Origin of the sequence: Aminobacter sp. NyZ550 (assembly GCF_025628925.2) — a bacterium.
Taxonomy (GTDB): Bacteria; Pseudomonadota; Alphaproteobacteria; order Rhizobiales; family Rhizobiaceae; genus Aminobacter; species Aminobacter ciceronei.
Genome location: NZ_CP114190.1, coordinates 4061452 through 4086461 on the forward strand (window position 1 = coordinate 4061452; position 25010 = coordinate 4086461).

Here is a 25010-nt window from a genome sequence, read left to right on the forward strand (position 1 = left end):
ACCTGCCGGCGCATGCAGGCTTGGAACAGGGACGCCAACGCTACTAGACGGCGATGATGCCGGCAACGATGCCATAGATCGCGGCAGCCGCACCGATCGCAGCGATGGCGAACATCGCCGCTTCAGCCGGCGTGAACACCCGCCGCCCCTGCTCCATGCGCGCCATGAAGAACAGGATCGTGCCGGGCCCATAGAGCGCCGCCGACAGAAGCAGGTGCTTGGCGCCCGCCGCATAGATCAGAAAGGCGGTGTAGATCAGGGCGATCGCGGCGATTGCGAACTCGCCACGCCGGGCCGCGGCGTCGTTTTCGTAGCTTTCACCTGTCCAGGCGAGCTTGAATCCATAGGCCGCGACAAGGAAATAGGGAATGAGGATCATGGAGCTGGTCAGCTCGAGCGCCAGCCTGAAGGCATATTGCGCAAACAGCGTCAGGATCAGGAAGGTCTGTACGACGGCATTGGTGAGCCACAGCGCATGCGACGGCACGCCGTTGTTGTTCTCGTGGGCGAGAAAGCGCGGCATCGTTTCGTGGCGGGCGGCGGTGAACAGGATCTCGGCCGCCAGCAGCACCCAGGACAGATAGGCGCCGGCAACCGAGATCAGCAGGCCGAGGCTGACGAATTTGGCGCCCCATGGACCGACAACGGCCTCGAGCACGCCGGCCATGGACGGGTTGCGCAACGCTGCCAGATCAGGGCGCAGCATGATGCCGTAAGACAGCATCGTCACCAGCACGAGCAGGCAGAGCACGCCGAGGAAGCCGAGCAGCGTTGCCACGCCGACATCTAGGCGATTTCTGGCGTAGCGCGAGTAGACGCTCGCCCCCTCGATGCCGACGAACACGAACACCGTCACCAGCATGGTTCCGCGCACCTGGCCGGCCACGCCGCGAAGGCTCACCTCCTCGCCGCCCCAGAAATTGGCGGCGAAGATGTCGGCGCTGAAGCCGTAGATGACAAACACGATGAACAGCAAGATCGGGATGATCTTGGCAAAGGTGACGATGGTGTTGATCGCCGCCGCCTCCCTGACGCCGCGCAGGATCAGCGAATGCACGACCCAGAGCAGCATCGAGGAGATGACGATGGCCGTCATCGTGTTGCCATCGCCGAACACCGGGAAGAACAGGCCGAGCGTCGACTTGATCAGCACGAAATAGGAGACGTTGCCGAGCAGCGCCGCCGACCAGTAGCCGAGCGCGGACAGGAAGCCGAGATAGTTGCCGAAACCGGCCTTGGCATAGGCGTAGATACCGGCGTCGAGATCCGGCTTGCGCCGTGACAATGTCTGGAACACGAAGGCCAGCATCAGCATGCCGACGCCGGCGATGGCCCAGGCGATCAGGGCGCCTAACGGTCCGGTCGCGCGGCCGAAAGCCTGCGGCAGCGAGAAGATGCCGGCACCGACCATCGAGCCGACGACCATCGCCATGAGCGTCCAGACCGAGAATTTCTGCTGCGTGGCTGTATTCATCGAAGCGCGTGTCACCGATTATCCTGGCCAGCGGCAGCCTGACATGTTGCGTCCGCCATCGACGCTATCTAACGCGAGCCCGGCGGCGCTGTGATTGGCCTGAAATCCCACCACCAGGCCTGACGTCCCAATCCTTGGGCAACCCGTTGTCCCCAGGCAGATTTGCTGCTTCTGATTGGGCGTAAGATTTGCTGGATCAGGGCATGTCGACGAAGCGTCTGTTGTTGGTTTTGTTCGTCACATTGCAGCTCGCCGGCTGCGGCGGCCCGCGTGCCGTGCTCGGGCTCGGCGCGGCGACCGAACAGGCAAGGCCGGCGGCGTCGGTGCCGGTCTATGTCGCCACCACGCGCGCGCAGTCCGACAACCTGTCCCTGCCCTTTTCGGCCGAACGCTCGCAGACGCTCAACTTCGCGCGCTTCGACATCGACATCCCCCGGAACCATGTCCCCGGCGAGGTTGAGAAAAGCGGACGACTGCCCGATCCCGCTAGGCATTTCGTGGCGCGGAGCTACCAGCAGATCGCCGGCCGCAGGCAATTCGTTGCCCAGCTCGACACGGCCCTCGCCCAGCGGCCGCAGCGGGAGCGCGAGATCTTCATCTTCGTGCATGGCTACAACAACAACTTCGCCGACAGCGTCTTCCGCGCCGCGCAGCTCGCCCATGACTACAATGTGCGCGCGGTCACGCTGCATTATGCCTGGCCGTCGGGCGGCGCCCTGCCGCTTTACGTCTATGACCGCGACAGCACCGTGGTCGGTCGCGGCGGACTGGCGGAGACGATCGAGATCGCGGCCCTGACCAAGGCCAACCGCGTGATCCTCGTCGGCCATTCGATGGGCGCCTATGTGGTCATGGAAGCACTGCGGGAGCTGGCGCAGACCGGCCGCAGCCACGCGCTGCGGCGGCTCGGCGGCGTGGTGCTGGCGGCGCCCGACATCGACACCGACGCCTTCCAGAGCCAGGTCCGCGATATCGGCGACCTGCCGATGCCCTTCGCCATCGTGGTGTCGCGCCGCGACCGGGCGCTCAGCATTTCCAGGCGCATCGCCGGCGGCCACCCGAGGGTCGGCAGCGGCTCCGACATCGCGCTGCTGCAGCAAAAACACATAACGGTGCTCGACGCCTCCGACGTCGATGGCGGCTCGCACAACATCTTCGCCAGCTCGCCGGCGCTCATCGCATTCGCCGGCCAAAGCGGCATGCTGCGCCGGTTCATCGAAGATGGCGACGCCGGCGCCGGCGAAACCATGCTGGCCGATGGCGGCTCGGCCATCGAGGGTGCCGCAGCCCTGGTGGTCTATCTGCCCAGCCGCATTCTTGGCACCGCATTGGCGGCGGGCCAGCGATAATCCGGGCCGCGGCCATTGCCGCCCGCTCAAATATGGACGCAGAGCACAGAGATGGGACCCATGTCAGGTTGTTTCACGAGGGATACCGACTAGAACTCAGGTGAGAGGGCTGTCGGCGGGAATTCATGGCCGGAGGAGATCGGTTTGATGCGAAACTTGGCTATCGTTGCGGCACTGTCGACACTGGCGATTGCCGTCAGCGGCTGTAACACGCCGCAAGAGCGCGCTGTCAGTGGCGGTGCCATAGGTGCGGCCGGCGGCGCCCTCGTCGGGCAGGCGATCGGGCGCAACACCGGCTCGACCTTGGCGGGTGCAGCCATCGGCGGTGTCGCGGGCGCCATGATCGGCGCGGGAACGGCTCCCGGCGAATGCAGATTCCAGCGACTGGACAGTCGCGGGCGCCCTCTGTTCGACAGGGACGGTCGACCAGTTACCTATCTGGCCCCCTGCCGCCGGTAATCGGCACAGGCGTCCGGACAATCAGGGTCACCTGAACTGACAGCCAGCAGGTTTCACGCGCGAGGACAACTCATGAAACGGGAACTCTTCATGAAACGGGAACTCTGGGCCTTTTGTCTTGCCATTGCCCTTGGTGCGCCCCTGGCAGCGCCCGTTCCGGCTCAGGCACTGGATATCAGCATCTCGGTCGGGACCAGCCTCAATCACGGCAGGGCAATCAGCTGCAGCCAGGGCCAGAGGCTGCTTCAGAACCGCGGCTTCCGCGATGTCCGGCGGGTGGATTGCCGCGGCCGGTTCTTCATCTATCACGCCCGGCGCGGCAGCGGTCGATTTGAGGTGGCGCTGAGCTCACGCACGGGACGCGTGACGGATGTGCGGCGCATTCGCTGGTAAGTGCGCCGATCTCGGCTAGTCAGCATTGGCGACGACAAGAGGCCTGCCGGATCCGGACGCAAAGCAGTTCCTCAGCAGAAGATTGCCCAGCGCATTTTTCCCATCCGGCAGGCTGCCCTGCTGCATGGGTGCTGGTTGCCGGCCGCACCACCCTTCCGCCCGCGCCTCCTTCGGCGTCATGCCGAATTCCTTGCGAAACATCCGGCTGTATGCCGATGGGTCCGAGAACCCCCAGTCATGGGCGATGGTCGAGATGGGTCTTTGATCCGACCGATCGGCGAGAATGTCGCATGTCCTGAGCAGGCGTCTGCGGCGGATAAAATTGGATATGCCGCCGACCGGCTCGAAAATCCGGTAGAGGCCAGAACGCGCCACGCCGAGGTCTCGGCAGAGCTTTTGCGGCGTCAGGTCGGGATCCGCCAACTTCCGCTCGATGATCCTGGAGGCGCGGTCGACGATCACGGAATCGATCGCCTGCTGGGCGCCGGCCAGATGATCACGCGACAGGGTCAGGCAAGCGGCGAGCAGGCTTGTCGTCGCCCCAACGATGTGGGGAACGTCCGTGGCCCTGAGATTGGGCAAGGAACGATCGAGAAGAAGCATGAAATCGGCCAGGAGCATGCTTGCCTCGTCACGTATGGCGACGCTGGAGGACCGGATGAACGGCAGGCTGCTCGGCATGATCAGGGCGACGCAGCCATCGTCTTCGCCGACATATTCGAACGGTTCGGCCAGGGACTTGATGACCGGCCTTGCCGCCCGCCGTCTGTCGCCGCCGTTGCGATCCCCCGACAGGGGCAGCAACACATACCAATTGTCGACCTTGGCCCTTTTCAGGTGACGCCAGCGATAGCGGCTGCCTTCACCCGGCAAGCCGAGCCGCAACGCCGCCATCGTTCCGAGATCCCAGGCCGTCTGGCGCGCGGGAAACGATTGGAACCGATCGTGGACGGGCTCGAATTCACAGACATCTTCATTCCAGCTTCGAAACAGGTCGAATTGCCGGGCGTGCGGAACCACTGAGGTGTCGACGTCGATGGCGCGCTGGAGGGGCGCATCGCGCCAAACCGGCTGCGATCTGTCAGCCGCATGAACCCTGGCGTCCATTGCTGTCCTTCCATTCTTCGACAGAAAGCCATCCCCGTGCCAGGGTCGCCTTGCGGCGGGTGAATTTCTATCCACTTTCCGACACGACGGTTGATGGGACAGCCGGGGACTCGCCCGCGGGCGGACAGGTCCCGCGTGCCGGCGTCACGCTGGATGGTTCGCCATTTTTTGCAGGTCGCCCCAGACAAACCGCCTGGTCTCGCCGGGCGAACAGCCGAAAAGCGAGGAATAGGCTCCCGCGAAACGGCCCAGATGCCAAAAGCCGAAACGCATGGCGATGTCGGTGACCGAGAGGCGATCACCCTCCGTCAGGATGAGACCGTGCGCTGCCCGCAGCCGCCGTTCCCGCTCATAGGCACGAGGACTGGCGGCCAGGCATTCCTGAAAGGCGCGCTCCAGCGTTCGCTCGCCGATGCCGAGCACGTCGCAGACGGCACTGACCGAAACCGGAGCATGCGGATTTGCCTCGAATATGGCGAGCGTGGCATCGACGACGTTGCGTTGCTCGCCGGTTCCGAGCCTGCGCTCGGCAGGCGCTTCGGTCTGAAACAGCGCCCGCGCAAGGGCGGCGCCCGCCTCACTTGCCGCAACGCCCAGGCTGGCGCCAAAATCGCGGCCACGCCGCGCGGCGGCTTCGGCGAAGGCTGTGGTGCGCAGCACCACTCGTTGCAGCTCCAGTTCGGCGCTTGAGGCAACGCCGCGTTCGTGCACGCCCGGCATGAGCCAGCTGCGCCGGTCCTGACGCCGACCGGATGCCGCATGCAGCGCGTCAAGTGAAGCGCCGCGCAGGCCGATCCGCATCAGGCGATAGCTGCCCGGCATCTCCAGTTTGAATTCGGTTCCCGGGCCGACGACCCGCAATCGCGGCACCTCGCTGCGTTGTCCGTTGAAGTGGGTCCCCTCGCCCCACAGGAACACGGCCGTCAGCGCGTCGTCCCTGATCGCGCCGGACATCGCGATGCCACCCTTGTCGCGCAAGTCGAGGACGTAGGCGTCGCCGTAGTCGATCGTCGTCAGGCGTGATGCATGGAACTCGCGGCCGGTCTGGCTGATGTGGAATTCCGCATCAGGATCCGTCTCGCGGGTGCGGGCCAGGACGGAATTGTACTTTCGTGCGTACCAACTGGGCGCCTCCAGCATCTCTCACCCCTGGCCAGCATGGACCGGTCTCGACGATAGCGGACGCGATTACTCCACGCGGTTCGGCCTTGCGTCGCTTTGCATAGCATCCCAATCCTGAGCGCCGTGTCCATTTCTTTTCTGCCGGGCTGTACTCGGTGAAGCACCCGGTGGACTGTTGTTGCCGATGTCACGGGTTTGATCGGATCCGACTGATCTGACCGGCGATACAAGGAACCATAGCCATGGCGAATGAAAACGGAGAACAGCTCGACAGGCGCGGCTTCATGATCGGCTCGGCCGCCACCATCGGTGCTGCCGCAGCCCTGGTGGCCGGATCGACAGAGCTGAAGGCGGCCTCGACGCCGGCAAATGCGGCAACGACCGGACCCCAGGCGACCGCCTATACGGGCGACGTCATCGACGGCAAGAAGGTCGTCACGTCGCTCGACGTGAACGAGCTGGAGGCCGGGCAGACGCACCGGCTGTATTTTCAGGGTGCACAGGCGCCCACCGGGCAGCACTGGCACGTCTCGGTGACGGTGGCCAAGGGGGCCAGGCCAGGCAAGCGTGTCGTGCTGACCAGCGGCGTGCATGGCGACGAGATGAGTTCGATCCACACCGTCCATACGGTGATGAACCAGCTCGACCCGACAAAGATGTCCGGCGCCGTGATGGCGGTCACCGACATTTCCCGCCCGGCCCTGGAAAGCATGCAGCGCCGGTGGCCGAACCAGGGCAGAGGCCTCGACCTGGTCGACATGAACCGGGAATGGCCCGGCAATGAGAATGGCCTCACCGCCGCAACGCGCCATGCCGGGCTGCTGTTCAACAGGCTGTTGCGGCCGAACGCCGACGCGGCGATCGATTTCCACACCGGGACGACCGGGTTCGAAGTCGCCGCATTCAACATCGGCGAGATCGACAGGCCCGAGGTCAAGGCCATGCTGGATCTCTATCCCGTCAGCCAGATCCTCAACATGTCGAAATCGGCCTATCCCACCGTCCTGCACAACGCGTTTCTGGACGTCGGAATTCCGGCCTTTTGTCCGGAGATCGGCGCTGCCCGCGTGCTCGATCGCGAGATGATCGCCTTGTTTGTCGAAGGCACGATGAACGTGCTGAAGCACTACGGGATCGTTGACGGGCCGATGGGCCGCACCGCCGAAGGCATGGCCGTCTTTGTCGGCAACAGCGGGTTCCCGGTGCTGGCCACCGCAGGTGGCATCGTCGAGCATCTGGTCAAACTCAACGACAAGGTCGTTCCTGGACAAAAGGTGGCCATCCAGCGCGACAGCTTCGGCGAGGTGGTGGCCGAGTACACGGCCGGCGTGGCCGGGGAAATATCGGGACAGCGCAGCGATGCAATGTCCGAGCCCGGCAACCCGCTCCTGTTCATCCTGTTCAACAAGACGGCGCAGGACGGCATTGAAATCTACCCCGAATAGTCTTCTGCGCGAGCTGTGTCCTGTCGGCGGGCATTCCCAACTCAGGCCCGGCCGAATGGGCGGAAGACATCCGGGGGGGCGGTTTGAGGGATTTTCCCCTCGCCGGCAGCAGCCTGGAGGACAATTTTGTGGAGAGAACTGGGCATGTGGAGAAAACTGGCGATCGCAGCAATCGGCGTCCTGATGCTGACAGGCCTCGGGCATGCTGCGTCAGGCGCGGCGATCGGTGGAGGCAACCCCTATCCGGTCAGTGACTATAGCTGCGAGGACGGCACACGCCTGGCCGTGCGCCTGCTTGGCGACCGCGCCTCGGTGTCGGTCAACGGCGCGGCCGCGATCGATCTGCCCGCCATGGGACAGGACGGAACGACCTTCTCGAACGGTCGACAGACACTGACCATCATACAGGGACGCCTGTCATGGGGCGTTGGCCGGGCCGTGCCGTCCGCCTGCACCGGCGGTTGAGCGGCTCGCGGCACGGGGTCGCCGACCGGCAATGGCCGGCCCCTGCAGCCGATCTCACATCTCGACGGTGGTCGCCGCATGACGGCGACCACAATCGTTCACGGCGTCATGCCGCAGCCGCTGCCGGCGGGGTCGGCTCGCCGAGGGACAGTATCAGGCGGTTGGCCCAGTTGAAGAAGGCTGCACCGTTGATCACGTCGACGATTGCCGCGTCATCGAGGCCGGCCCGGCGCAACTCGTCGACATGGCTTTCGGTCAAGCCGTGCGGCGTCCGCGTCAGCGCGGCGGAGGCGTCGATGATGGCGTTCCAGGCCGGATCGGTACCTGCGCGAAGCCGTGGGCGGCGGCAAAGCCGAGCGACATGAGCGGCACGCTGCGGGCGACATGCGGCGCGTTGCCGAACGGGAACCCCGGGTCGCCGGTCTGAAGACGGCCAGCGCAATCACTTAGGTAAATGCCTTAGTTTTCTTGACAGCCGCTGCGATCGGATTTACTAAGGCACATGCCTTACCATTCCACACCACTCGACCTCGCCTTTCACGCCCTCAGCGACCCGACCCGCCGTGCGGTGGTGTCGCGGCTGGCCGCGGGCGAGGTGCCGGTCAGCGCGCTGGCCGAACCTTTCGACATGGCGCTGCCCTCCTTCGCCCAGCATCTCAAGGTGCTGGAAGAGTGCGGGCTGATCGTCAGCGAGAAGCGCGGGCGGAGCCGCTGGTGCCGGCTGGTGCCGCAGCGCTTCGACGAGGCGGCGGACTGGATGGAAGCGGAGCGCCGGCGCTGGGCCGAGCGCCTGGATCGGCTGGAAACCTATCTGGACAAGACGGAAGGATGATGAAGAGCATGGAAAACCTGTTTGAAACCTGGTCGCTCGACCGCGAAATCGTGCTGGTCAAGCTGCTCAACCACCCGCGCGACAAGGTCTTTGCCGCCTGGATGGACCCCAAGGCGCTGGCGCAATGGTACGGGCCGGCCGGCCTCGCCATCGAGAGCCACGAAGCCGATATCCGCGAGGGCGGGGTCTGGCACTTCGACATGGTCGGCGTCTTCGAAGGCAAGCAGCAGCGCTTCCCCAACCTGATGCGTTTTCTGGAGATCGTGCCGAACGAGCGCATCGTGATGGACTACGGTACGCCCGCTTCAGAGGATCCCGACCGTTTCCGCGTCACCGTGACCTTCGACGAGCAGAGCGACGGCAAGACGGTGCTGACCATGCGCCAGCTCCACCCCAGCGCCAGGCGGCGTCAGGAGGTCATCGGCTTCGGCGCGGTCGAATACGGGCTGCAGACGCTGGACGGCCTCGCCGCCTGGCTGGACCGCTAGGCCTTTGGCGCCGAGGTGCATCTATCGACGACGGTGGATGCGGGGATGAGCCCCGCATTGTCATTCGTGTGTTGCGATCACCTCGAGGAAGGCCGGGCCATAGCGGTCGAGCTTGGCTTCGCCGACACCGGGCACGCTGGCCATCTCAGCACGTGACGCCGGCCTGGCTGCGGCCAGCTCGATCAACGTCTTGTCGTGGAAGATGACATAGGGCGGCACGTTCTGGGCCCGCGCGATCTCGGTGCGCTTCCGCCTGAGCGCCTGGAACAGGTCCTGGTCAGCATCGCTGACGGCAGCCTGGGCCGCGCTGCGCGCGACCTTGCCGCGCCTGGCGCGCACTGGAGCCGGCACGCGCAGCATCAGCGTTGGCTTGTCGCGCAGGAATTCGCGGCCGGCTGATGCAATCGACAGGCCGCCATGGCCGGAAAGGTCGACGTCGACGAGGCGTAGCGCGATCAGCTGGCGCAGGATCGCCCGCCAGGTGCGGTTGTCATGTTCGGTGCCGATGCCGAAGGTGGAAATCCTGTCATGGCCGAACTGGGCGATGCGCTCGTTGTCGACGCCCAGAAGCACGTCGACGACATAGGCCTGTCCGAAACGCTCGCCGGTGCGGTAGATGCATGACAGCGCCTTTTGCGCCGAAATGGCGCCGTCGAACAATTTCGGCGGCTCGGCACAGGTGTCGCAATTGCCGCACGGTTCGCACTCGTCGCCGAAATAGGACAGCAAAACCTGCCGCCGGCAGCTTGCCGTCTCGGCCAGGCCCAATAGCGCATCGAGCTTCTGCCGCTCCATGCGCTTGCGCTGGTCGGGTGCATCAGACTCCTCGATGAAGCGGCTGCGCAGCGCGATATCGTCATAGCCATAGAGCATCAGCGTGTCGGACGGCAGGCCGTCGCGGCCGGCGCGACCGGTCTCCTGATAGTAGGCCTCGATGCTGCCGGGCAGGTCGATATGGGCGACGAAGCGCACATCCGGCTTGTCGATGCCCATGCCGAAGGCGACGGTGGCGACCATGATCACCGCCTCGCCATGCTGGAAGCGCATCTGGTTGGCCTCGCGCGCCGCCTTGTCCATGCCGGCGTGATAGGCCAGCGCATCATAGCCGAGGCCCTTGAGCCAGGCGGCGGTTTCTTCGGTCCGGCGTTTCGACAGGCAATAGACGATGCCGCTCTCGCCCTCGTAGCGCTTGAGGAACTCCTTGAGCTGGGCGCGCGGATTGTCCTTTTCCTCGATGGCGTAGCGGATGTTGGGCCGGTCGAAACCGGCGATGAAGGCGTCAGCCGCGTCGATTTCGAGATGCGACAGGATTTCCGCGCGCGTCGGCTCGTCGGCGGTGGCGGTCAGCGCCATGCGCGGGGTGCCGGCAAAGCGCGAAACGATCGCGTCGAGCTGGCGATAGGACGGACGGAAGTCATGCCCCCACTGCGACAGGCAGTGCGCCTCGTCGATGGCGATCAGCGACAGCTTCACGCTCTCCAGCAGTTCCAGCACATCAGGCCGCAGCAAGGTTTCAGGCGAGACATAGAGCAGGTCGAGCGCACCGGAACGGATATCCCGCCACAGCGCGCGGCGGTCGTCGGGCGACAGGTCGGAGTTCAGCCCGGCCGCCCGCACCCCTGCCTGCCTGAGCGCTGTCACCTGATCGGCCATCAGCGCCAGCAGCGGCGAGACGACGAGCCCCATGCCGGGACGGACGATCGCGGGAATCTGGTAGCAGAGCGACTTGCCGCCGCCCGTCGGCATCAGCACGAAGGCATTGTTGCCGGCGATGACATGCTCGACGATCCGCGCCTGCGGTCCCCTGAACGCATCATAGCCGTAGACGGTCTTGAGGATGTCGAGAGCGGTGGCGGTCATCGGGCAGCACGGAGAATCATCTTGACCTCGTTCATAGCAGCTTCGCCGCCCTGACGATCATCGCTGCGCCTTTTTGTCGGTCTGCCTGTTGGCATCGGCGTGGTGTCACCAGCCTGTTCATTTGCGGCCTTGGGCAAGCCGCCACCCCAGGCACCGGCCTTTTCTCCCGGTTCCCATTCCTTCCTGGAATACCGTTAGTCCCAGTCGCTATGCGTGACGCACTCTCGATGCTGATAGCGTGTCCCCACTCCCAACCACCTAACTGATCGACCCAAACTGATCGACAAAGTCCTATGCCATCGCTTCACAAATTGATCGTCCTGCAGAGGATCTTCGCCGAATTGCTCGGCGCCTGCATGCGCGAACGGTATCACCCGGAACGGCACTATATGCGCGGCCCCGGCCCCGCCACGCTGAGCAAGGCGATGTCCGCCGACATGCGGCTTCGAGGTGGTCCGCGACAAGCCGAACAGGCCGAGCAGCCTTAAATAGCGGGCTTCCAGCCGAACCCCGAGCAGCCATTTCATGAGAAGTATCGCGGGTGGGCATTTATCTCCCGATTGCTGAGATGTCGGTCAATGTGTTCGTGCTCCTGGCGATGGGTGCGGCGGTCGGCTTTCTGTCTGGTATGTTCGGGGTCGGCGGCGGTTTCCTGATCACGCCGCTTTTGATCTTCTACAACATCCCGCCTGCCATCGCTGTCGCCACCGGCGCCAACCAGGTCATCGCCTCGTCCTTTTCAGGTGCGCTCGCCCATCTCAAGCGCGGCACGCTCGACTTCAAGCTCGGCACGGTGCTTTTGATCGGCGGTATCGCTGGCTCGGCGGCCGGCGGCTTCGTCTTTGCGCTGCTGCGCGCCATAGGCCAGCTCGACCTGCTCATCTCGCTGCTCTACGTCGTCTTCCTCGGCACCGTCGGCGGGCTGATGCTGATCGAAAGCGTCAATGCGCTGCGGCTCACCAAGGGCGGCGTGCCGCCGGCACTGAAGAAGTCGGGCCAGCACAACTGGATCCACCGCCTGCCCTTCAAGATGCGCTTCCGCACCTCGAAGCTGTTCGTCTCCGTCATCCCGGTACTCGGCATCGGCGCCGGCATCGGCTTCCTCTCCGCCATCATGGGTGTCGGCGGCGGCTTCATCATGGTGCCGGCGCTGATCTACCTGCTCAAGGTGCCGACCAATGTCGTCGTCGGCACCTCGCTGTTCCAGATCGTCGTCGTCTCGGCCTTCACCACCCTGGTGCACTCCTCGACCAACCAGACCGTCGACATCATCCTGGCGCTGGTCCTGATGGTCGGCGGCGTTGCCGGCGCCCAATATGGCGCCAAGGCCGGCCAGAAGCTGCGCGGCGAACAGCTGCGCGCGCTGCTCGCACTGCTGGTGCTGGCGGTTGCCTTGCGCCTCGGCTTCGACCTGTTCGTCAAGCCGCAGAACCTCTATTCGCTGACCGGCGTGAGCGGGCTGTTGTGATGCGGGTCGCGGCATGTCTCGCAGCCCTGATGCTCGCGTCAGCCCTTCCGGCCCGCGCCCAGGAGCCGGCGCATCCCGAAAGCATCCAGATCGGGCTCTCCACCGACCGTGTCGCCATCACCGCCGACTTCGCCGGTGCCGACCTCACCATCTTCGGGGCGCTCGAAAACGCCGACCCGCTGATCAACCGCCAGGGCCGCTACGACGTCTATGTCGTGCTCGAGGGTCCGGCGCGGCCGGTGGTGGTGCGGCGCAAGAGCCGCGTGCTCGGCATGTGGATCAACACCCAGTCCGAGACCTTCGTCAACGTGCCGATGTCCTATTCGGTGGCGACCACCCGCCAGCCCCAGGACATCACCGATCCCAACAACTACCGCCAGCTCTCACTGGGCGCCAACAACATCTACATGGAGCCCGAGGACAAGCGCGACAGCCCGCTGACCATCCAGGAGTTCACCGAGGCGCTGCGCGAGCGCAAGCTGGCGACCGGGCTCTACTCCGACAATATAGGCGGCGTGCAGTTCCTGTCGCAGAGCCTGTTCCGCGCCACGCTGCACCTTGCCCCCAACGTGCCGGTCGGCACCCACAAGGCGCGTGCCTTCCTGTTTCGCAACGGCATCTTCATCAAGGAAACCTCGGCCCAGCTGGCCATCGTCAAGTCGGGCTTCGAGCAGACCATCTTTCGCTTCGCCACCGACCACGGCTTCGGCTACGGCCTCTTCGCCATCGGCCTCGCCATGCTCACAGGTTGGCTCGGCAGGATCATCTTCAGGAAGGACTGAGGCGGGCACATGTCGGGCGCCGCGCGCCGTGGCGCAATCGCTCTTAACGCGCCTGTGCTTTTTATTGAATCAAGAAACCTATCTATCCTATTGTTTCTGCTCGGCTTGAAGTGGCTCCCCTAACCGTTGGCGCGGATGAAGGCGTCGATGTCGGCCCGCGTCGGCATGGAAGGCGCGGTACCCGGCTTCTGCACCGAAAGGGCGGCCACCGCAGCGCCAAAGCGGACGGCATCGACCGGGTTGCGGCCTTCGGCAATCGCAACGGCGAAGCCGCCGTTGAACGCGTCTCCCGCCCCCGTCGTGTCGACGACCTTGGTTACCTTGAAGGCCGGGACGAAATGCGTGCCGGCCTCGCCGTGCAGCAGCGCGCCCTTGGCACCCAGTGTGATGAGCGCATTGCGGGCGCCACGCCTGACCAGGCTGGCTGCCGCCTGCAGGGCGCCCTCGTCCGTTGCCGTGTCGATCCCGGTCAATGTCGCGGCCTCGGTTTCGTTGGGGGTGACGAAATCGCAATTGACGTAGATGGCGTCGTCGACCGGCAGCGCTGGCGCCGGGTTGAGGATGGTGGTGACGCCATGGCCGCGTGCCAGGCGAAGCCCTTCGATGGCCGTCTCGATGGGCTGCTCGAACTGGGTGACGAAGACCCTGGCGCCGCTGATCAGCCCTTCCGCGGCACGGACATCGGCAGGGCTCAGATTGGCCGCAGCGCCGCTCTCGATGATGATCGCGTTGTCGCCTGTCCTCGAGGAAACGAAGATGAACGCCGCCCCCGTCGGGGCGGCCTCGTCGATCAGGACGTGCGAGGTGTCGACCCCATCCCGCGACCAGGTCTGCCTGGCCATGTCACCGAACGAATCCTGCCCGACCCGGGTGATCATGGCGGAACGCGCACCGGCGCGTGCGGCTGCGATCACCTGGTTGGAGCCCTTGCCGCCGGGACCCATGGCAAAACCCTGGCCAAGCAGTGTCTCGCCGACAACCGGCAGCCGCTCGGCCTTGAAAGCCAGGTCGGCGACAAAGGTTCCAAGCACGACGATATCGGCACGATCCATCACATTGTCTCCCATTCCGAACATGAAAATCAGCGCGGGAATCTGGCCGCAGCCAGCCGCAGGCATTGCTCGAAGGCCTGATGGTCGGTGTACAGCGCCTCGGCCGCAACCTCGCGCGTGACGATCGTGCCGCCACGCGCCTCGATGCCGCCGTCGAGCATGAGATTGTCGATCATCTCGAAATCTTCGACGGCCAGTCCATCCGGCCCCCGCGGCCTGCCCTGCGCGTCGGCCTCGATGCGCCCCTCATAGAGCACAGCTACCCGAGCATAGTGATCGCCAACCGTGTTGGAAAACGCATAGGCGGGGCAGCCGCAGGCACACATGAAGCCGAGTTCGAATGCCGTGCCGATATCCGCCGCGATGCCACGGAATGGCGTCAGATTGGCGATGATCATGTCCGCGCTCATCATCAGGCGTTCGTTGATCGAGCTGATGGCAAGCCCTTTCGCCCTTTTGGTATCGGTCGCCGGCACCTCGAGATCGCCGGGAGAGACCGGAACGAAGCCGTAGCGCCTGGTCAATTCGATCTTGCGATCAAGCACCTCGCGCGCATTGGGCAGGAAGACTTCGGGGCCGGCAAGATAGATTTTCATGAATGCGTGCTCTCGGACTGGACGTTATTTGCGGAGGGCCGCAGGGGAGCAAGGGAGTAAGCGAGTAAGGGAGTAAGGGAGTAAGGGAGTAAGGGAAGGCGATAACCCTATTCCCCTATTCCCCTATTCCCCTATTCCCCTCAGTCCCCTATTCCCCTCAGTCCCCGTATGGGACCCAGACGTTCTTGATCTCGACGGCGCGGCGGAGGAAGGCTTCGCCCTGGGCGGTCGGCCAGTCGAGGCAACGGCCGTGGCTGGTCCAGACGCGCTTGAGATTGCCGACAGATTCAGCCTCCGCTTTGGCGCAGATCTCGGCCTCGGCGACGACCCAGAGGCCGTCGACGTCGTCATGCTTGGCAAGCACGGCTGTGAGTTCCGCCGTATGCCCGGTGACGATGTTGATCGCACCGGCAGGGACGTCTGAGTACTCGAGTACCTGGTAGAGGTCGGTGGCCACGAGCGGCGCGGTGGAGGACGGCACCACGACCGTGGTGTTGCCCATGGCAAGTGCCGGGGCGAGCAGCGAGATCAGGCCGAGCAGCGGCGCCTCGTCAGGGGCAACGATGCCGATGACGCCGACAGGCTCGTGCAGGGCAAGCGTGACGGTGCGCGCCGGCGGCTGGTGCACCCTGCCCTCGAACTTGTCGGCCATGCCGGCATAATAGAACAGCCGCTCGATCGAGGCCTCGACTTCTGCCTTGGCAGCCTTGTGGGCAGCACCGGTCAGTTCGGCGATGCGGGTCGCGAACTCTTCGGTGCGGCCGGACAGGTTTTCGGCGAGGTAATAGAGCACCTGGGCCCTGTTGTAGGCGGTCGCTTCGGGCCAGGCCTTGCAGGCGCGCGCCGCCGAGACCGCATCGCGGATGTCCTTGCGGCTGCCCAAGCCGACCTCGCCCGCGAGCTTGCCCTTGGAGGTGAGAACCGGCAGCGAATAGTTGCCGTCGGGGCGCACCTGCTTGCCTGCGATGAACAGCTTTGCCGTGCGGTCGATGCCGTGGCTTTCGCCATTGTCGCGGGCGGCCTGTTTCGGCGCCGTCGACGGCTTGATGACAGGGCCATGCGGCTCGCTCGGCGCCAGATATTCCTCCAGCCCCTCGCGCCCGCCCTCGCGGCCAAAACCACTCTCGCGGTAGCCGCCGAAGCCGCAGGCAGCATCGAACATGTTGGTGCCGTTGATCCAGACCACGCCGGCCTTGAGCTGCGGGGCGACATGCAAGGCAAGATTGACGTTTTCGCTCCACACCGAGGCGGCAAGGCCATAACGGGTGTTGTTGGCGAGTTCGACCGCCTCTTCGGTGTTGCGGAAGCTCATGGTGGCGAGCACCGGACCGAACACCTCTTCCTGGGCAAGGATGTTGGCGGGCGCAACACCCGTCGCCAAGGTCGGCAGGTGACAATAGCCTGATGATGGCACATCCTGGTCGGGCTGCCAGCAGACGGCACCCTGTCTTGCACCTTCCTCGACAAGGCGCCTGACGCGGTCGAGCTGGGTCTTGTCGACCAGCGGGCCGATGTCGGTGTTCTTGTCGAGCGGAGAACCGACCCGCAGCCGGCTCATGCGTGTCTTGACCTTGGCGATGAAGGCTTCGGCTACGCTCTCCTGCACCAGAAGCCGCGAGCCGGCACAGCAGACCTGGCCTTGGTTGAACCAGATGCCGTCGACAAGTCCCTCGACGGCGCTGTCGAGATCGGCGTCTTCGAAGACGATGAAGGCCGACTTGCCGCCGAGTTCCAGCGACAGCTTTTTGCCACTGCCGGCTGTCGCCTTGCGGATGATCTTGCCGACCTCCGACGAGCCGGTAAACGCGATCTTGTCGATGCCGGGATGGTTAACGATCGCAGCCCCTGCCTCGGGTCCGCCCTGGACGATGTTGACCACGCCCTTGGGCACACCGGCGCGTTCGCAGATCTCGGCAAACAAGATTGCCGTCAGCGGCGTGAACTCGGCCGGCTTCAGGACAACCGTGCAGCCGGTGGCAAGGGCCGGTGCGATCTTCCAGGCCAGCATCAGCAGCGGAAAGTTCCACGGGATGATCTGGCCGACGACACCGGCTGGCTTGCGGCCTGGAAATTCCTTGTCCAGCGACTGGGCCCAGCCGGCATGGTGGATGAAGTGGCGGATCGCCAGCGGCACGTCGATGTCGCGGCTCTCGCGGATCGGCTTGCCGTTGTCGAGGCTTTCCAGCACCGCAAACAGGCGCTGGTGGCGCTGCATGGCGCGGCCGATGGCATAAAGCACTTTTGCGCGCTCATAACCCGAGGCAGCACTCCACTTCGGCAGCGCCTTGCGGGCTGCGGCCACCGCCGTCTCGATGTCGGCGGCAGAGGCGTCCGACACCTTGGCCAGAAGCTTGCCGGTTGAGGGATCGGATGTGTCGAAGCTGTTGCCGTCAATGCCGGCGCGCCAGTCGCCTGCGATGAACAGCGCCTTCGAGAAATCGCGGGCCCCAAGCCAGGCATCGGCTTCTGAGCGGGCCTCGGGGGCTGGGGCATAATCCATGGCGTGGTATCGTTCGAGAATGTTCATTGGAATGTTCCCAGCAATTCGTTGCGAGGTCGGCGATCCTTCGCACCCCCCTCTGGCCCCATATTTGTCAAAGGGGCGGCCATCTCCCCCGCAAGGGGGGAGATCAGCCTGCGCTGACGTCGCCGCCAATCATCGAGGTTGGAGGAAAGGTGTGAGCGGCGAAGCTGCCAATCTCCCCCCTTGCGGGGGAGATGGCCGGTAGGCCAGAGGGGGATGCGAAGAAGCTCCACGGCGATTGCTTTCGCATCGTCTCACGCCATGGCGTGGCGGTGGTTGGCCGAGTAGCGGCCGCTGATGTGGTGTTCGAGCTGGCGCTCGATGTCGGTCAGCAGGCTCGACGCGCCGAAGCGGAACAGCTCCGGTTCGAGCCAGGGCCGGCCGAGTTCTTCCTTCATCAGCACCAGCCAGTCGAGCGAGACCTTGGCCGTCGAGATGCCGCCGGCCGGCTTGAAGCCGATGAGATAGCCGGTCTGCTCGTGATAGGCGCGGATGGCCCTGACCATGGCGAGGCCGACGGGCAGCGTCGCGTTGACGCTTTCCTTGCCGGTCGAGGTCTTGATGAAATCGGCACCCGCCATCATCGCCACCATCGAGGCGAGCGTGACATTGCGCAAAGTCGCCAGATCGCCGGTACCGAGGATGACCTTGAGAGGGGCCTCGCCGCAGGCAGCGCGCATCTGCTTGATCTCGTCATAGAGCTCCTGCCACTTCGCACCGAACACCAGTCCGCGCGGAATGACGACGTCGATCTCGTCGGCGCCGTCTGATACCGACGCCTCGATCTCGGCAAGACGTGTCGACAGGGGTGCCAGGCCATGCGGAAAGGCCGTCGACACCGCAGCGACATGGATACCCGACCCCTTCACCACTTCCACGGCGGTGGCCACGAACGGATGATAGACGCAGACCGCCGCCGGCCGGATCAGCACCTCACCCAGTCCCAGCGCCTCGGTCAGGTCGCGGCGCAGCGGGTTCAGCGCCTTGGCGCAGAGCCGGCGCACACGCTCGTCGGTGTCGTTGGAGTTGAGCGTCGTCAGATCCATCAGCGAGATCGACCTGAGCAACCAGGCCGCCTGGTTGTCGGCCTTGATCGAGCGCCGTTTGGTCAGCGTGCCGACCCTGCGCTCCAGCGCCGAGCGGTTGACGCTGCGCAGCGATTCCAGAAAGCCCAGATCCAGCGCCATGCCGGGATTGCGCGGCAGGCCGACATCGGCATCTGACGCAGCACGCACCACGCGCATGACCGCGCCGCTGCCCTCATTCATTTCCATTGCCAATCCCACGACAAGATCCATCAAAGCGCTACCGGACAAGCGGCCACCACGATGTTTGTGCTTCGATCGAGAGCACGATCATGGAGCCGCCGCGACTGAAAAGGGCATTACATTTGTGAGAATGTCAACATCATAATGTTATAATTCTCACAAGAAGTTTGACGATATCCTGCAAACTTGTACTGCTTGGACCAACTTGTTACGTCTCTGACATTCAACGATGGGAGTCTCCCGTGGCGAAAGCCGGCTCAGCAAAAGCGCAGCGTATGGAGCGCCTCCAGGCAGAGCTGGCACAAGGCCGGGCGCTGCATATCAGCGCCGTCGCGAAACTCCTTGACGTCTCCGAAATGACAGTGCGTCGCGACATCCAGCAGAACCCGGACAAACTGGGCTATCTCGGCGGTTATGTCGTGCCGCGCGGCATGTTCGAACCGGAGAACTCCTACACTCTTGATATGGCTGCCGATCAGCAGCGCGACGCCAAACGACGCGCCTGTGAAGCCGCCCTGCGTTACGTCAAGGCCGAAGAGACAATCTTCATCGACTGCGGCACGACGCTCATCGAATTGGTCGACCTCATTCCCAACGACATGCCGCTTACCGTTGTCTGTTACGCGCTCAATGTTGCCGAGCGGCTGGCACACAAACCGAATGTGACGCTGGTGATGCTCGGCGGCGTCTATTATCCCGCTTCGGCCACCTTCTTCGGCCCAGAGGCGCTGGCCACCATCGCATCGCTCGGCATCAACGTGGCCTTGTTGTCGGCCGCCGGTTTCGACTGGGCGCGAGGCGCGACCTGCGCACATTTCCACGAGGCCGAGATAAAGCGAAAGGTCATGGCCACTGCCAGCCGCAACATACTCGTGATCGACACAAGCAAGGTAGGCAGACTGCGCTCCGTCCTGTTCGCCGAAAGCAGCAGCTTCGACGCGGTTGTCACAGAACGCAGTGAGGATGAGACCTCGCAGCGCTCCACATGAGACAGCCGGGCTCGTGCCGGCGCCGGCCATTGCCTGACACGGGGATTGCGCCGACCATCTGCACCGTCAGCCTCCAGAGCTGCCCAGGATCGTGCGGCGGAACAGCTGCGCAAGACGGGCGCCATCGACCGCCAGCGCGACATCGACAGGTTGCCCCAGGCTTGCGCCATTCAGCTCGGATTCGCCGCGATGGGAACGACGGTCGACGATCGTCTGGCCGCGCGACCGCGATCCATCCGTGCAGACGCTGACCGGAAACCTGTGCGTCGTCAGGCCGGCGGGGTCGACAACGGCGCAGACCGTGCCGGCATCGCCCAGGGCTGCGATGGTACCGGCAGGGATGCGTTTCTGGTCGGAATCCTTGACCGCCATGTGCCGGAACAGCTTGGCGCACAACTGCGCCACCGGCCGGCTCGACCTTTCGAGTGCCGCGACATCATCCTCCGACACGGCCGCGCTGTAGAAGACGTCGAGCCCGTACATGACAGTCGGGATGCCGCTGTCGACGACGATCGCCACAGCTTCGGGATCGGCCCAGCTGTTGAATTCGGCGACCGGCGTGGCATTGCCGATGCTGGCGCTGCCGCCCATGAACACGATCCTGTCGAGCCGGGCCGCCACCTCAGGATACATGCGCAGCAAAAGCGCCACATTGGTCAGCGGCGCCAGCGCAATCAACGTCGGCGGCGTCGGGCTGGCCAGTATCTCCCGCCGCATCAGTTCGACGGCATGGATGTCGCTGCCGCCTTCGGGAACGGCGAGATCCAGCCCGGCGAGACCGTTATGGCCGTGGACATGGGCGGCGTCGCGCGGCGCGGCGATCAGCGGACGCGAGGCGCCGCGGGCGACGGGAACATGCCCGGCGCCGGCGACGGCAAGGACGGCACGGGTGTTGCGGTAGACATTGTCGAGCGAGGCATTGCCGGCAACGCAGGTCACCGCCCGCAGGTTGATATCAGGGTGCAGTGCCGCAAATGACAGCGCCAGCGCGTCATCGACACCGGTATCGACATCGATCAGAACTTCGACTTGTGCCATATCACTCGGTGCTTTCCATTGCTTCTGCGACGTCCTCGATCAGCGGCTGGTCGAGGAAGTCTATGGTCAAGGTCTCGAACGACCGCTTTGGGTAAGCGAAGTCGGCGGGATAGGCGCTGGAGACCCTGTCCGCCGCATCTGTGCCGACATCGATGCCCCAGAACGACAGATGTGCGGCGGTCACCGGGATACGTGCCGCCCCTACCCTTCGGCGGCCATGCAGCAAGACGATTTCGGCAGAATGGCCGTTTCGGTTATGGAGAGCAAATCCGGCCTCGCATGTTCCCGAGGGCAGGACGGCATCGGCGACGCAGACGACACGGTGGCCGAGTTGCACATGTTCGAAGCTCAGGCGTCCGTCCATGACATAGAGCACGTAGCCGCCTTGCGCGTCGCCACTCGATACCAGCACGCCATCTTCACCCGCGGCGCGATCGCGAAACGATGCAGTGACGACCATGGATCGTTCCGAACCCGCGATCATGCTGCTGATCGGCACATGGCTCTGGCCCGGGCGGAAGACCAGCCTGTCGCGTGACATCAGCCCGATGGGCGGCCGAGCGCGCAGCAATTGCACCAGCGTCCGGTCATCAAGCGGCAGCACATTGTTGGCCTCGGCCTCCTGCCACCAGCGGCCGATCAATTCCTTGAGCAGGTCCGGCTCCTGTCCGGCGCAATCCTGCGATTCCGAAAAATCGCCCTCGGTGTCGTAGAGCCGCCAGCTGTCGTCTTCATACGCGTCGCCCTGGCGATGCTCGGTGACCGCCCGCCAACCTTCATGCCAGATCGCGCGATGACCGAGGTTCTCCCAATATTGCGTGGACCGCGGCGCCGGTGCATCGGCATCGGCAAAGGTCGATGCGAGGCTGCGGCCGTCACAAGGCAACGGATGGTCGAGGCCGGCAAGCGACATGATTGTCGGCGCGAGGTCGATGACATGCGAGAACTGCGTCCTGACTTCGCCTGTCGCGGCGATGCCGCCGGGCCACGACACCACCATCGGCGAGCGCACGCCGCCAAGATCGACATGCTGCTTGTAGCGGCGGAAGGGCGTGTTGCCCGCCATGGCCCAGCCTTGCGGATAGTGCGCGCCGCCGTGACGGGTGCCGATCTGGTCGAGGCGCTTGAGCTGTTCGTCGACACTCTGCGGCAGTCCGCTATAGGGTGCGTTGGTGTCGACGGCACCATCCTTGCCGCCTTCGCGGCTGGCGCCATTGTCGGAGAGCACGATGATCAGCGTGTTGTCGAGTTCACCCAATCTTGCGAGCTCATCTACAAGGCGGCCGAGATGCAGGTCGGTGTGCTCAAGGAAGCCGGCATAGGCCGCCTGAAGATGGGTGTATAGCAGTTTCTGATCGTCGGAGAGCGTGTTCCAGGCCGAAACCTCCTCGTTGCGCGGCGCAAATTCGGTCTCTTCAGGTGCGATGCCAAGCGCCTTCTGGCGCAGCAGCCGGTCCTGGCGCGTCGCGTCCCAGCCCTTGGCGAAGACGTCGACATAAGGTTCGATGAAGGACCGCGGCGCCTGGAACGGCGCGTGCGTGGCACCGAAGGCCAGTTGCAGGAAGAATGGTTCCTCGTCGCGGAACACGGTGTGGTCGCGGACGTAAGAAATCGCCCGGTCGACCAGGTCCTCGGTGAGGTGGTAATTGTCAGGAAATTCGCGGTCGACCTGGTGGTTGTCCTCGCACAGCTCGGGCGTCATCTGGTCGGTGCAGCCGGGAAGGAAGCCATAGAACCGGTCGAAGCCGCGGCCGAGCGGCCAGTTGTGATAGGGTCCGGCCGGCGAAATCTCATGCGACGGCGTCAGGTGCCACTTGCCGACGAGATAGCTGCCATACCCCTGCTCGCGCAGCATGGCCGGCAAAAGCGCCACGTCGCGGTCGATTGAGCCGCGCGAATTGGGGAAGCCGGTGTCGGTATCGGACAGAAACCGCATGCCGACGGCGTGATGGTTGCGTCCGGTCAGCAGGCAGGTGCGCGTCGGCGAGCAGAGCGGCGTGACGTGAAAATTGGTGTAGCGCAGCCCGCGCGCCGCCAGCCGGTCGATTGTCGACGTGTTGATCTCCGAGCCGAAGCAGCCGAAATCGGCCCAGCCGGTGTCGTCAAGCACGACAACCACGATGTTGGGTTTCTGCTGCTTGTGGTTGCGGCTCGTCGGCCACCAGGGCGTCGACTCGGCAACAGTGCGGCCGACATGGCCCGGAAACTTGTCATGTTTCATTGCAGTTCCTCGAAATCAGAAGGAGCCGGCTGATGGCGCCGGCATGTCGGCCGAGCATCGAAAGCCAAGGTGGCTCGAGGCGGCATCGACGGCGTTGGAGGTGCGCGCCGAGACGCGATAACGATTGCAGTGGCTGCGGTGGCAGAGATAGGAGCCGCCGCGCATCGCTTTCAGCTGAGGCTGGCTCTGCGACCAGTTGTCCGACGTCCATTCCCAGACATTGCCGACCATGTTGAACAGGCCGTAGCCATTGGGCTCGAAGGCATCGGCAGGCGCGGTCGAGAGGAAGCCGTCCTCGGCCGTATTCTCCCGGGGGAAACGCCCCTGCCAGATGTTGCAGCGGTGTCTGCCCTGCTCCGTGAGCTCGTTGCCCCAGGGATAGATCCTGTCTTCAAGCCCGCCTCTGGCAGCGATCTCCCATTCGCTCTCGGTCGGCAGCCGCTTGCCGCTCCAGGCTGCATAGGCCCTAGCGTCGTTCCAGGAGACGTGGACGACCGGATGGTCGTCGCGGTCGCGCCAGTCGGTGCCGGCGCCGTCTGGTATCGACCAGCTTGCGCCGCGCACCGGCAGCCACCACTTGGGCGATCCGGTCCTGAGATCGAGCACGTCGTTTTCGGCGCGGGGATGAAGCTGGGCGTAGAAGACGAAGGACCAGCCGATGCGTTCCGCCTCGGTGACATAGCTGGTCGCCGCCACGAAACGGGCGAAAGCGCGGTTGGTCACCGCGGTCCTGTCGATCAGGAATCCGGGGCTGGCGACCATTCGCCGGGGCCCCTCGCCGTCCTCGGCATAGGCCTCGGGGCCGTCATAACCGATGCCCCGGATGCCGGCGGGAACAGCAGCCATGCCTGACAAATCGACCTTGCCAGCGCCTGCCATGGCCGCGCGCGACGGGGCCGGCTGCGGCTCGCTTTCCCGGACGGGTGAACAACACGACATCGCGGCGTTTCCTGGTGATGCCCGGAGTCTCGGCTCCAGGCGATATCAGGATTATTTGACAAAGCTCCATCAGGGGCCAATACATTTAGGCTTGAAGGTAATTCCAATAGGTTATGAGGCAGGCACCCGGCATGTCGTTCGAAGTTCCTAATCTGACGCTGCTCAAGCACTTCGTCACGGTCGCCGAGGACAAGGGAATATCGAAGGCGGCCAAGCGCTTGCGCATCTCGCAGCCGGCGCTTTCCAAGAACGTCAAGCGGCTGGAGGAGATGCTCGGCACGCGCCTGTTCGAACGCCATTCCAGCGGCGCCGACCTGACGCCGACCGGGCAGGCCTTCTTCAACAGGGCGCAGATCATCGGGCTCGAATACGAGCATGCGGTGCAGGAGATCCGCAATCTCCTGTCCGAGCAGGACGCCACGATCAGGGTCGCGGCCGGCCCGGTCTGGTCGTCGACGATCCTGCCGCCGGCGGCGTCACGCTTTCACCGGCGTTTTCCCAGGCATCGGCTGTCGGTGCAGACCGGACCGGTCGACCAGCTGATCGAGGATTTGCGGCTTGGGCGGGTCGACATCTTTGCCGGTGCTGTCATTGCCAAGAGCCGGCTGCCCGGCTTCACCTCGCGCCGGGTCGCCAAGGCACAGATCGGCATCATGTGCGCCGAACATCACCCGCTCGCCAAGGTGGAGGGCCCGGTCGACCCGATGGAACTGGTCAAATACCCGTTCGTCTCGTTCAACCTGAACCGGGACGTGCTGAAGATGCTGTCCGACTGGCTGAAGGAACGGGGAGCGCCCCCTGCCCGCTATTTGCTCGAGACCAGCTCGCTCTTCACCTGCGCCGAGCTGGCGCGCTCTGGCGACTATCTGTTCTTCGAATCGACGATGGTGGCCGGCAGCCCGATCGGACAAGGCCTGAAGGTGCTCAAGACCGACAAGGAGATCTTCCAGTACGATCTGGGCTTCGTCTTCCGCCAGGGCATGGACCGGCTGCCCGCCCATAGCGGACTGATGAAGGCGATGGTCGAGGTGTTCGAAAACAAAGGCCTGCGCAGCCCGCAGAACGCCGCCGACTAGGCAGCGCCCAGGAGCAATCCCAGGAAAAACCGCGCAGCAGCTTGCCCTGGGTAATTACGCAAA

The 25010-nt window shown here is 64.5% G+C and carries 22 protein-coding genes and 1 pseudogene; 11 read left to right on the forward strand and 12 right to left on the reverse strand.

The genetic code is table 11. The features are described 5' to 3' along the window. Nucleotides 1-43: 43 nt before the first annotated feature. Nucleotides 44-1474, reverse strand: a complete 1431-nt coding sequence (locus tag N7E70_RS20205) for a basic amino acid/polyamine antiporter (protein WP_263007398.1) — start codon at nt 1472-1474, stop codon at nt 44-46. Between the two features lie 203 nt (nt 1475-1677). On the opposite strand from N7E70_RS20205, the gene N7E70_RS20210 reads away from it, so the two are divergent. From N7E70_RS20210 to N7E70_RS20220, 3 genes are all read left to right on the forward strand, one after another. Further along, complete coding sequence (locus N7E70_RS20210) at nt 1678-2823, forward strand: alpha/beta hydrolase (protein ID WP_263007399.1); 1146 nt, start codon at nt 1678-1680, stop codon at nt 2821-2823. Between the two features lie 147 nt (nt 2824-2970). Next, on the forward strand, nt 2971-3282 hold the full coding sequence (locus N7E70_RS20215) for a YMGG-like glycine zipper-containing protein (protein WP_263007400.1): 312 nt from the start codon (nt 2971-2973) through the stop codon (nt 3280-3282). Nucleotides 3283-3354: 72 nt separating this feature from the next. Then, nucleotides 3355-3675 (forward strand): hypothetical protein, encoded by a 321-nt coding sequence (locus N7E70_RS20220; RefSeq protein ID WP_263007401.1) that lies wholly within the window; start codon nt 3355-3357, stop codon nt 3673-3675. Between the two features lie 15 nt (nt 3676-3690). Here the strand turns inward: N7E70_RS20220 and N7E70_RS20225 are convergent, their stop codons facing one another. Continuing rightward, nucleotides 3691-4782: a helix-turn-helix domain-containing protein gene (locus N7E70_RS20225; RefSeq protein ID WP_263007402.1), complete on the reverse strand. Its 1092-nt coding sequence runs from the start codon at nt 4780-4782 to the stop codon at nt 3691-3693. Nucleotides 4783-4926: 144 nt separating this feature from the next. Continuing rightward, nucleotides 4927-5922: an AraC family transcriptional regulator gene (locus N7E70_RS20230; RefSeq protein WP_263007403.1), complete on the reverse strand. Its 996-nt coding sequence runs from the start codon at nt 5920-5922 to the stop codon at nt 4927-4929. Between the two features lie 224 nt (nt 5923-6146). Between N7E70_RS20230 and N7E70_RS20235 the strand changes: the two genes are divergently transcribed. Next, nucleotides 6147-7349: a M14 family metallopeptidase gene (locus tag N7E70_RS20235; RefSeq protein WP_263007404.1), complete on the forward strand. Its 1203-nt coding sequence runs from the start codon at nt 6147-6149 to the stop codon at nt 7347-7349. 144 nt (nt 7350-7493) lie between these two features. Beyond that, nucleotides 7494-7814, forward strand: a complete 321-nt coding sequence (locus tag N7E70_RS20240; protein ID WP_263007405.1) for a hypothetical protein — start codon at nt 7494-7496, stop codon at nt 7812-7814. A gap of 106 nt (nt 7815-7920) precedes the next feature. Here N7E70_RS20240 and N7E70_RS20245 read toward each other — a convergent pair. After that, a pseudogene (locus N7E70_RS20245) lies at nt 7921-8124 on the reverse strand (alkylhydroperoxidase domain protein); the annotation flags it as partial. Nucleotides 8125-8316: 192 nt separating this feature from the next. On the opposite strand from N7E70_RS20245, the gene N7E70_RS20250 reads away from it, so the two are divergent. Together N7E70_RS20250 and N7E70_RS20255 are read left to right on the forward strand one after the other, a co-directional pair. Next, complete coding sequence (locus tag N7E70_RS20250; protein ID WP_115732507.1) at nt 8317-8646, forward strand: ArsR/SmtB family transcription factor; 330 nt, start codon at nt 8317-8319, stop codon at nt 8644-8646. Further along, nucleotides 8646-9134 (forward strand): SRPBCC family protein, encoded by a 489-nt coding sequence (locus N7E70_RS20255; RefSeq protein ID WP_263007411.1) that lies wholly within the window; start codon nt 8646-8648, stop codon nt 9132-9134. The genes N7E70_RS20250 and N7E70_RS20255 overlap by 1 nt, the downstream gene beginning before the upstream one ends. A gap of 60 nt (nt 9135-9194) precedes the next feature. Here N7E70_RS20255 and recQ read toward each other — a convergent pair whose 3' ends face one another. Then, on the reverse strand, nt 9195-10994 hold the full coding sequence (recQ, locus tag N7E70_RS20260) for a DNA helicase RecQ (protein WP_263007406.1): 1800 nt from the start codon (nt 10992-10994) through the stop codon (nt 9195-9197). A gap of 541 nt (nt 10995-11535) precedes the next feature. On the opposite strand from recQ, the gene N7E70_RS20265 reads away from it, so the two are divergent. Together N7E70_RS20265 and N7E70_RS20270 are read left to right on the forward strand one after the other, a co-directional pair. Then, entirely contained in the window at nt 11536-12462 is a 927-nt protein-coding gene (locus tag N7E70_RS20265) for a sulfite exporter TauE/SafE family protein (protein WP_263007407.1), read from the forward strand. Further along, on the forward strand, nt 12462-13244 hold the full coding sequence (locus tag N7E70_RS20270) for a TIGR02186 family protein (protein ID WP_263007408.1): 783 nt from the start codon (nt 12462-12464) through the stop codon (nt 13242-13244). Before N7E70_RS20265 ends, N7E70_RS20270 begins: the two co-directional genes overlap by 1 nt. A 119-nt stretch (nt 13245-13363) precedes the next feature. On the opposite strand, the gene rbsK is transcribed toward N7E70_RS20270, so the two are convergent. The 4 genes from rbsK to deoC form a co-directional block, all read right to left on the reverse strand. Then, complete coding sequence (gene rbsK, locus N7E70_RS20275) at nt 13364-14296, reverse strand: ribokinase (RefSeq protein ID WP_067966732.1); 933 nt, start codon at nt 14294-14296, stop codon at nt 13364-13366. Nucleotides 14297-14325: 29 nt separating this feature from the next. Continuing rightward, nucleotides 14326-14892, reverse strand: a complete 567-nt coding sequence (locus tag N7E70_RS20280; RefSeq protein WP_263007413.1) for a nucleoside 2-deoxyribosyltransferase — start codon at nt 14890-14892, stop codon at nt 14326-14328. Nucleotides 14893-15049: 157 nt separating this feature from the next. Then, entirely contained in the window at nt 15050-17419 is a 2370-nt protein-coding gene (locus N7E70_RS20285; RefSeq protein WP_263007414.1) for an aldehyde dehydrogenase family protein, read from the reverse strand. Between the two features lie 251 nt (nt 17420-17670). Further along, nucleotides 17671-18660: a deoxyribose-phosphate aldolase gene (gene deoC / locus N7E70_RS20290; RefSeq protein ID WP_263007497.1), complete on the reverse strand. Its 990-nt coding sequence runs from the start codon at nt 18658-18660 to the stop codon at nt 17671-17673. A gap of 266 nt (nt 18661-18926) precedes the next feature. On the opposite strand from deoC, the gene N7E70_RS20295 reads away from it, so the two are divergent. Beyond that, nucleotides 18927-19673 (forward strand): DeoR/GlpR family DNA-binding transcription regulator, encoded by a 747-nt coding sequence (locus N7E70_RS20295; RefSeq protein WP_249925987.1) that lies wholly within the window; start codon nt 18927-18929, stop codon nt 19671-19673. Nucleotides 19674-19739: 66 nt separating this feature from the next. Here the strand turns inward: N7E70_RS20295 and N7E70_RS20300 are convergent, their stop codons facing one another. Genes N7E70_RS20300 through N7E70_RS20310 form a run of 3 tightly spaced genes read right to left on the reverse strand, consistent with a single transcriptional unit; the run spans nt 19740 to nt 23778 of the window. Beyond that, nucleotides 19740-20711 (reverse strand): nucleoside hydrolase, encoded by a 972-nt coding sequence (locus N7E70_RS20300; RefSeq protein ID WP_263007415.1) that lies wholly within the window; start codon nt 20709-20711, stop codon nt 19740-19742. 1 nt (nt 20712) lies between these two features. After that, nucleotides 20713-22932: an arylsulfatase gene (locus N7E70_RS20305; RefSeq protein WP_263007416.1), complete on the reverse strand. Its 2220-nt coding sequence runs from the start codon at nt 22930-22932 to the stop codon at nt 20713-20715. 15 nt (nt 22933-22947) lie between these two features. Further along, nucleotides 22948-23778: a formylglycine-generating enzyme family protein gene (locus N7E70_RS20310; RefSeq protein ID WP_263007417.1), complete on the reverse strand. Its 831-nt coding sequence runs from the start codon at nt 23776-23778 to the stop codon at nt 22948-22950. Between the two features lie 224 nt (nt 23779-24002). Here N7E70_RS20310 and N7E70_RS20315 point away from each other — a divergent pair, with 224 nt between their 5' ends. Next, entirely contained in the window at nt 24003-24947 is a 945-nt protein-coding gene (locus tag N7E70_RS20315; protein ID WP_192317096.1) for a LysR family transcriptional regulator, read from the forward strand. Nucleotides 24948-25010 lie beyond the last annotated feature (63 nt).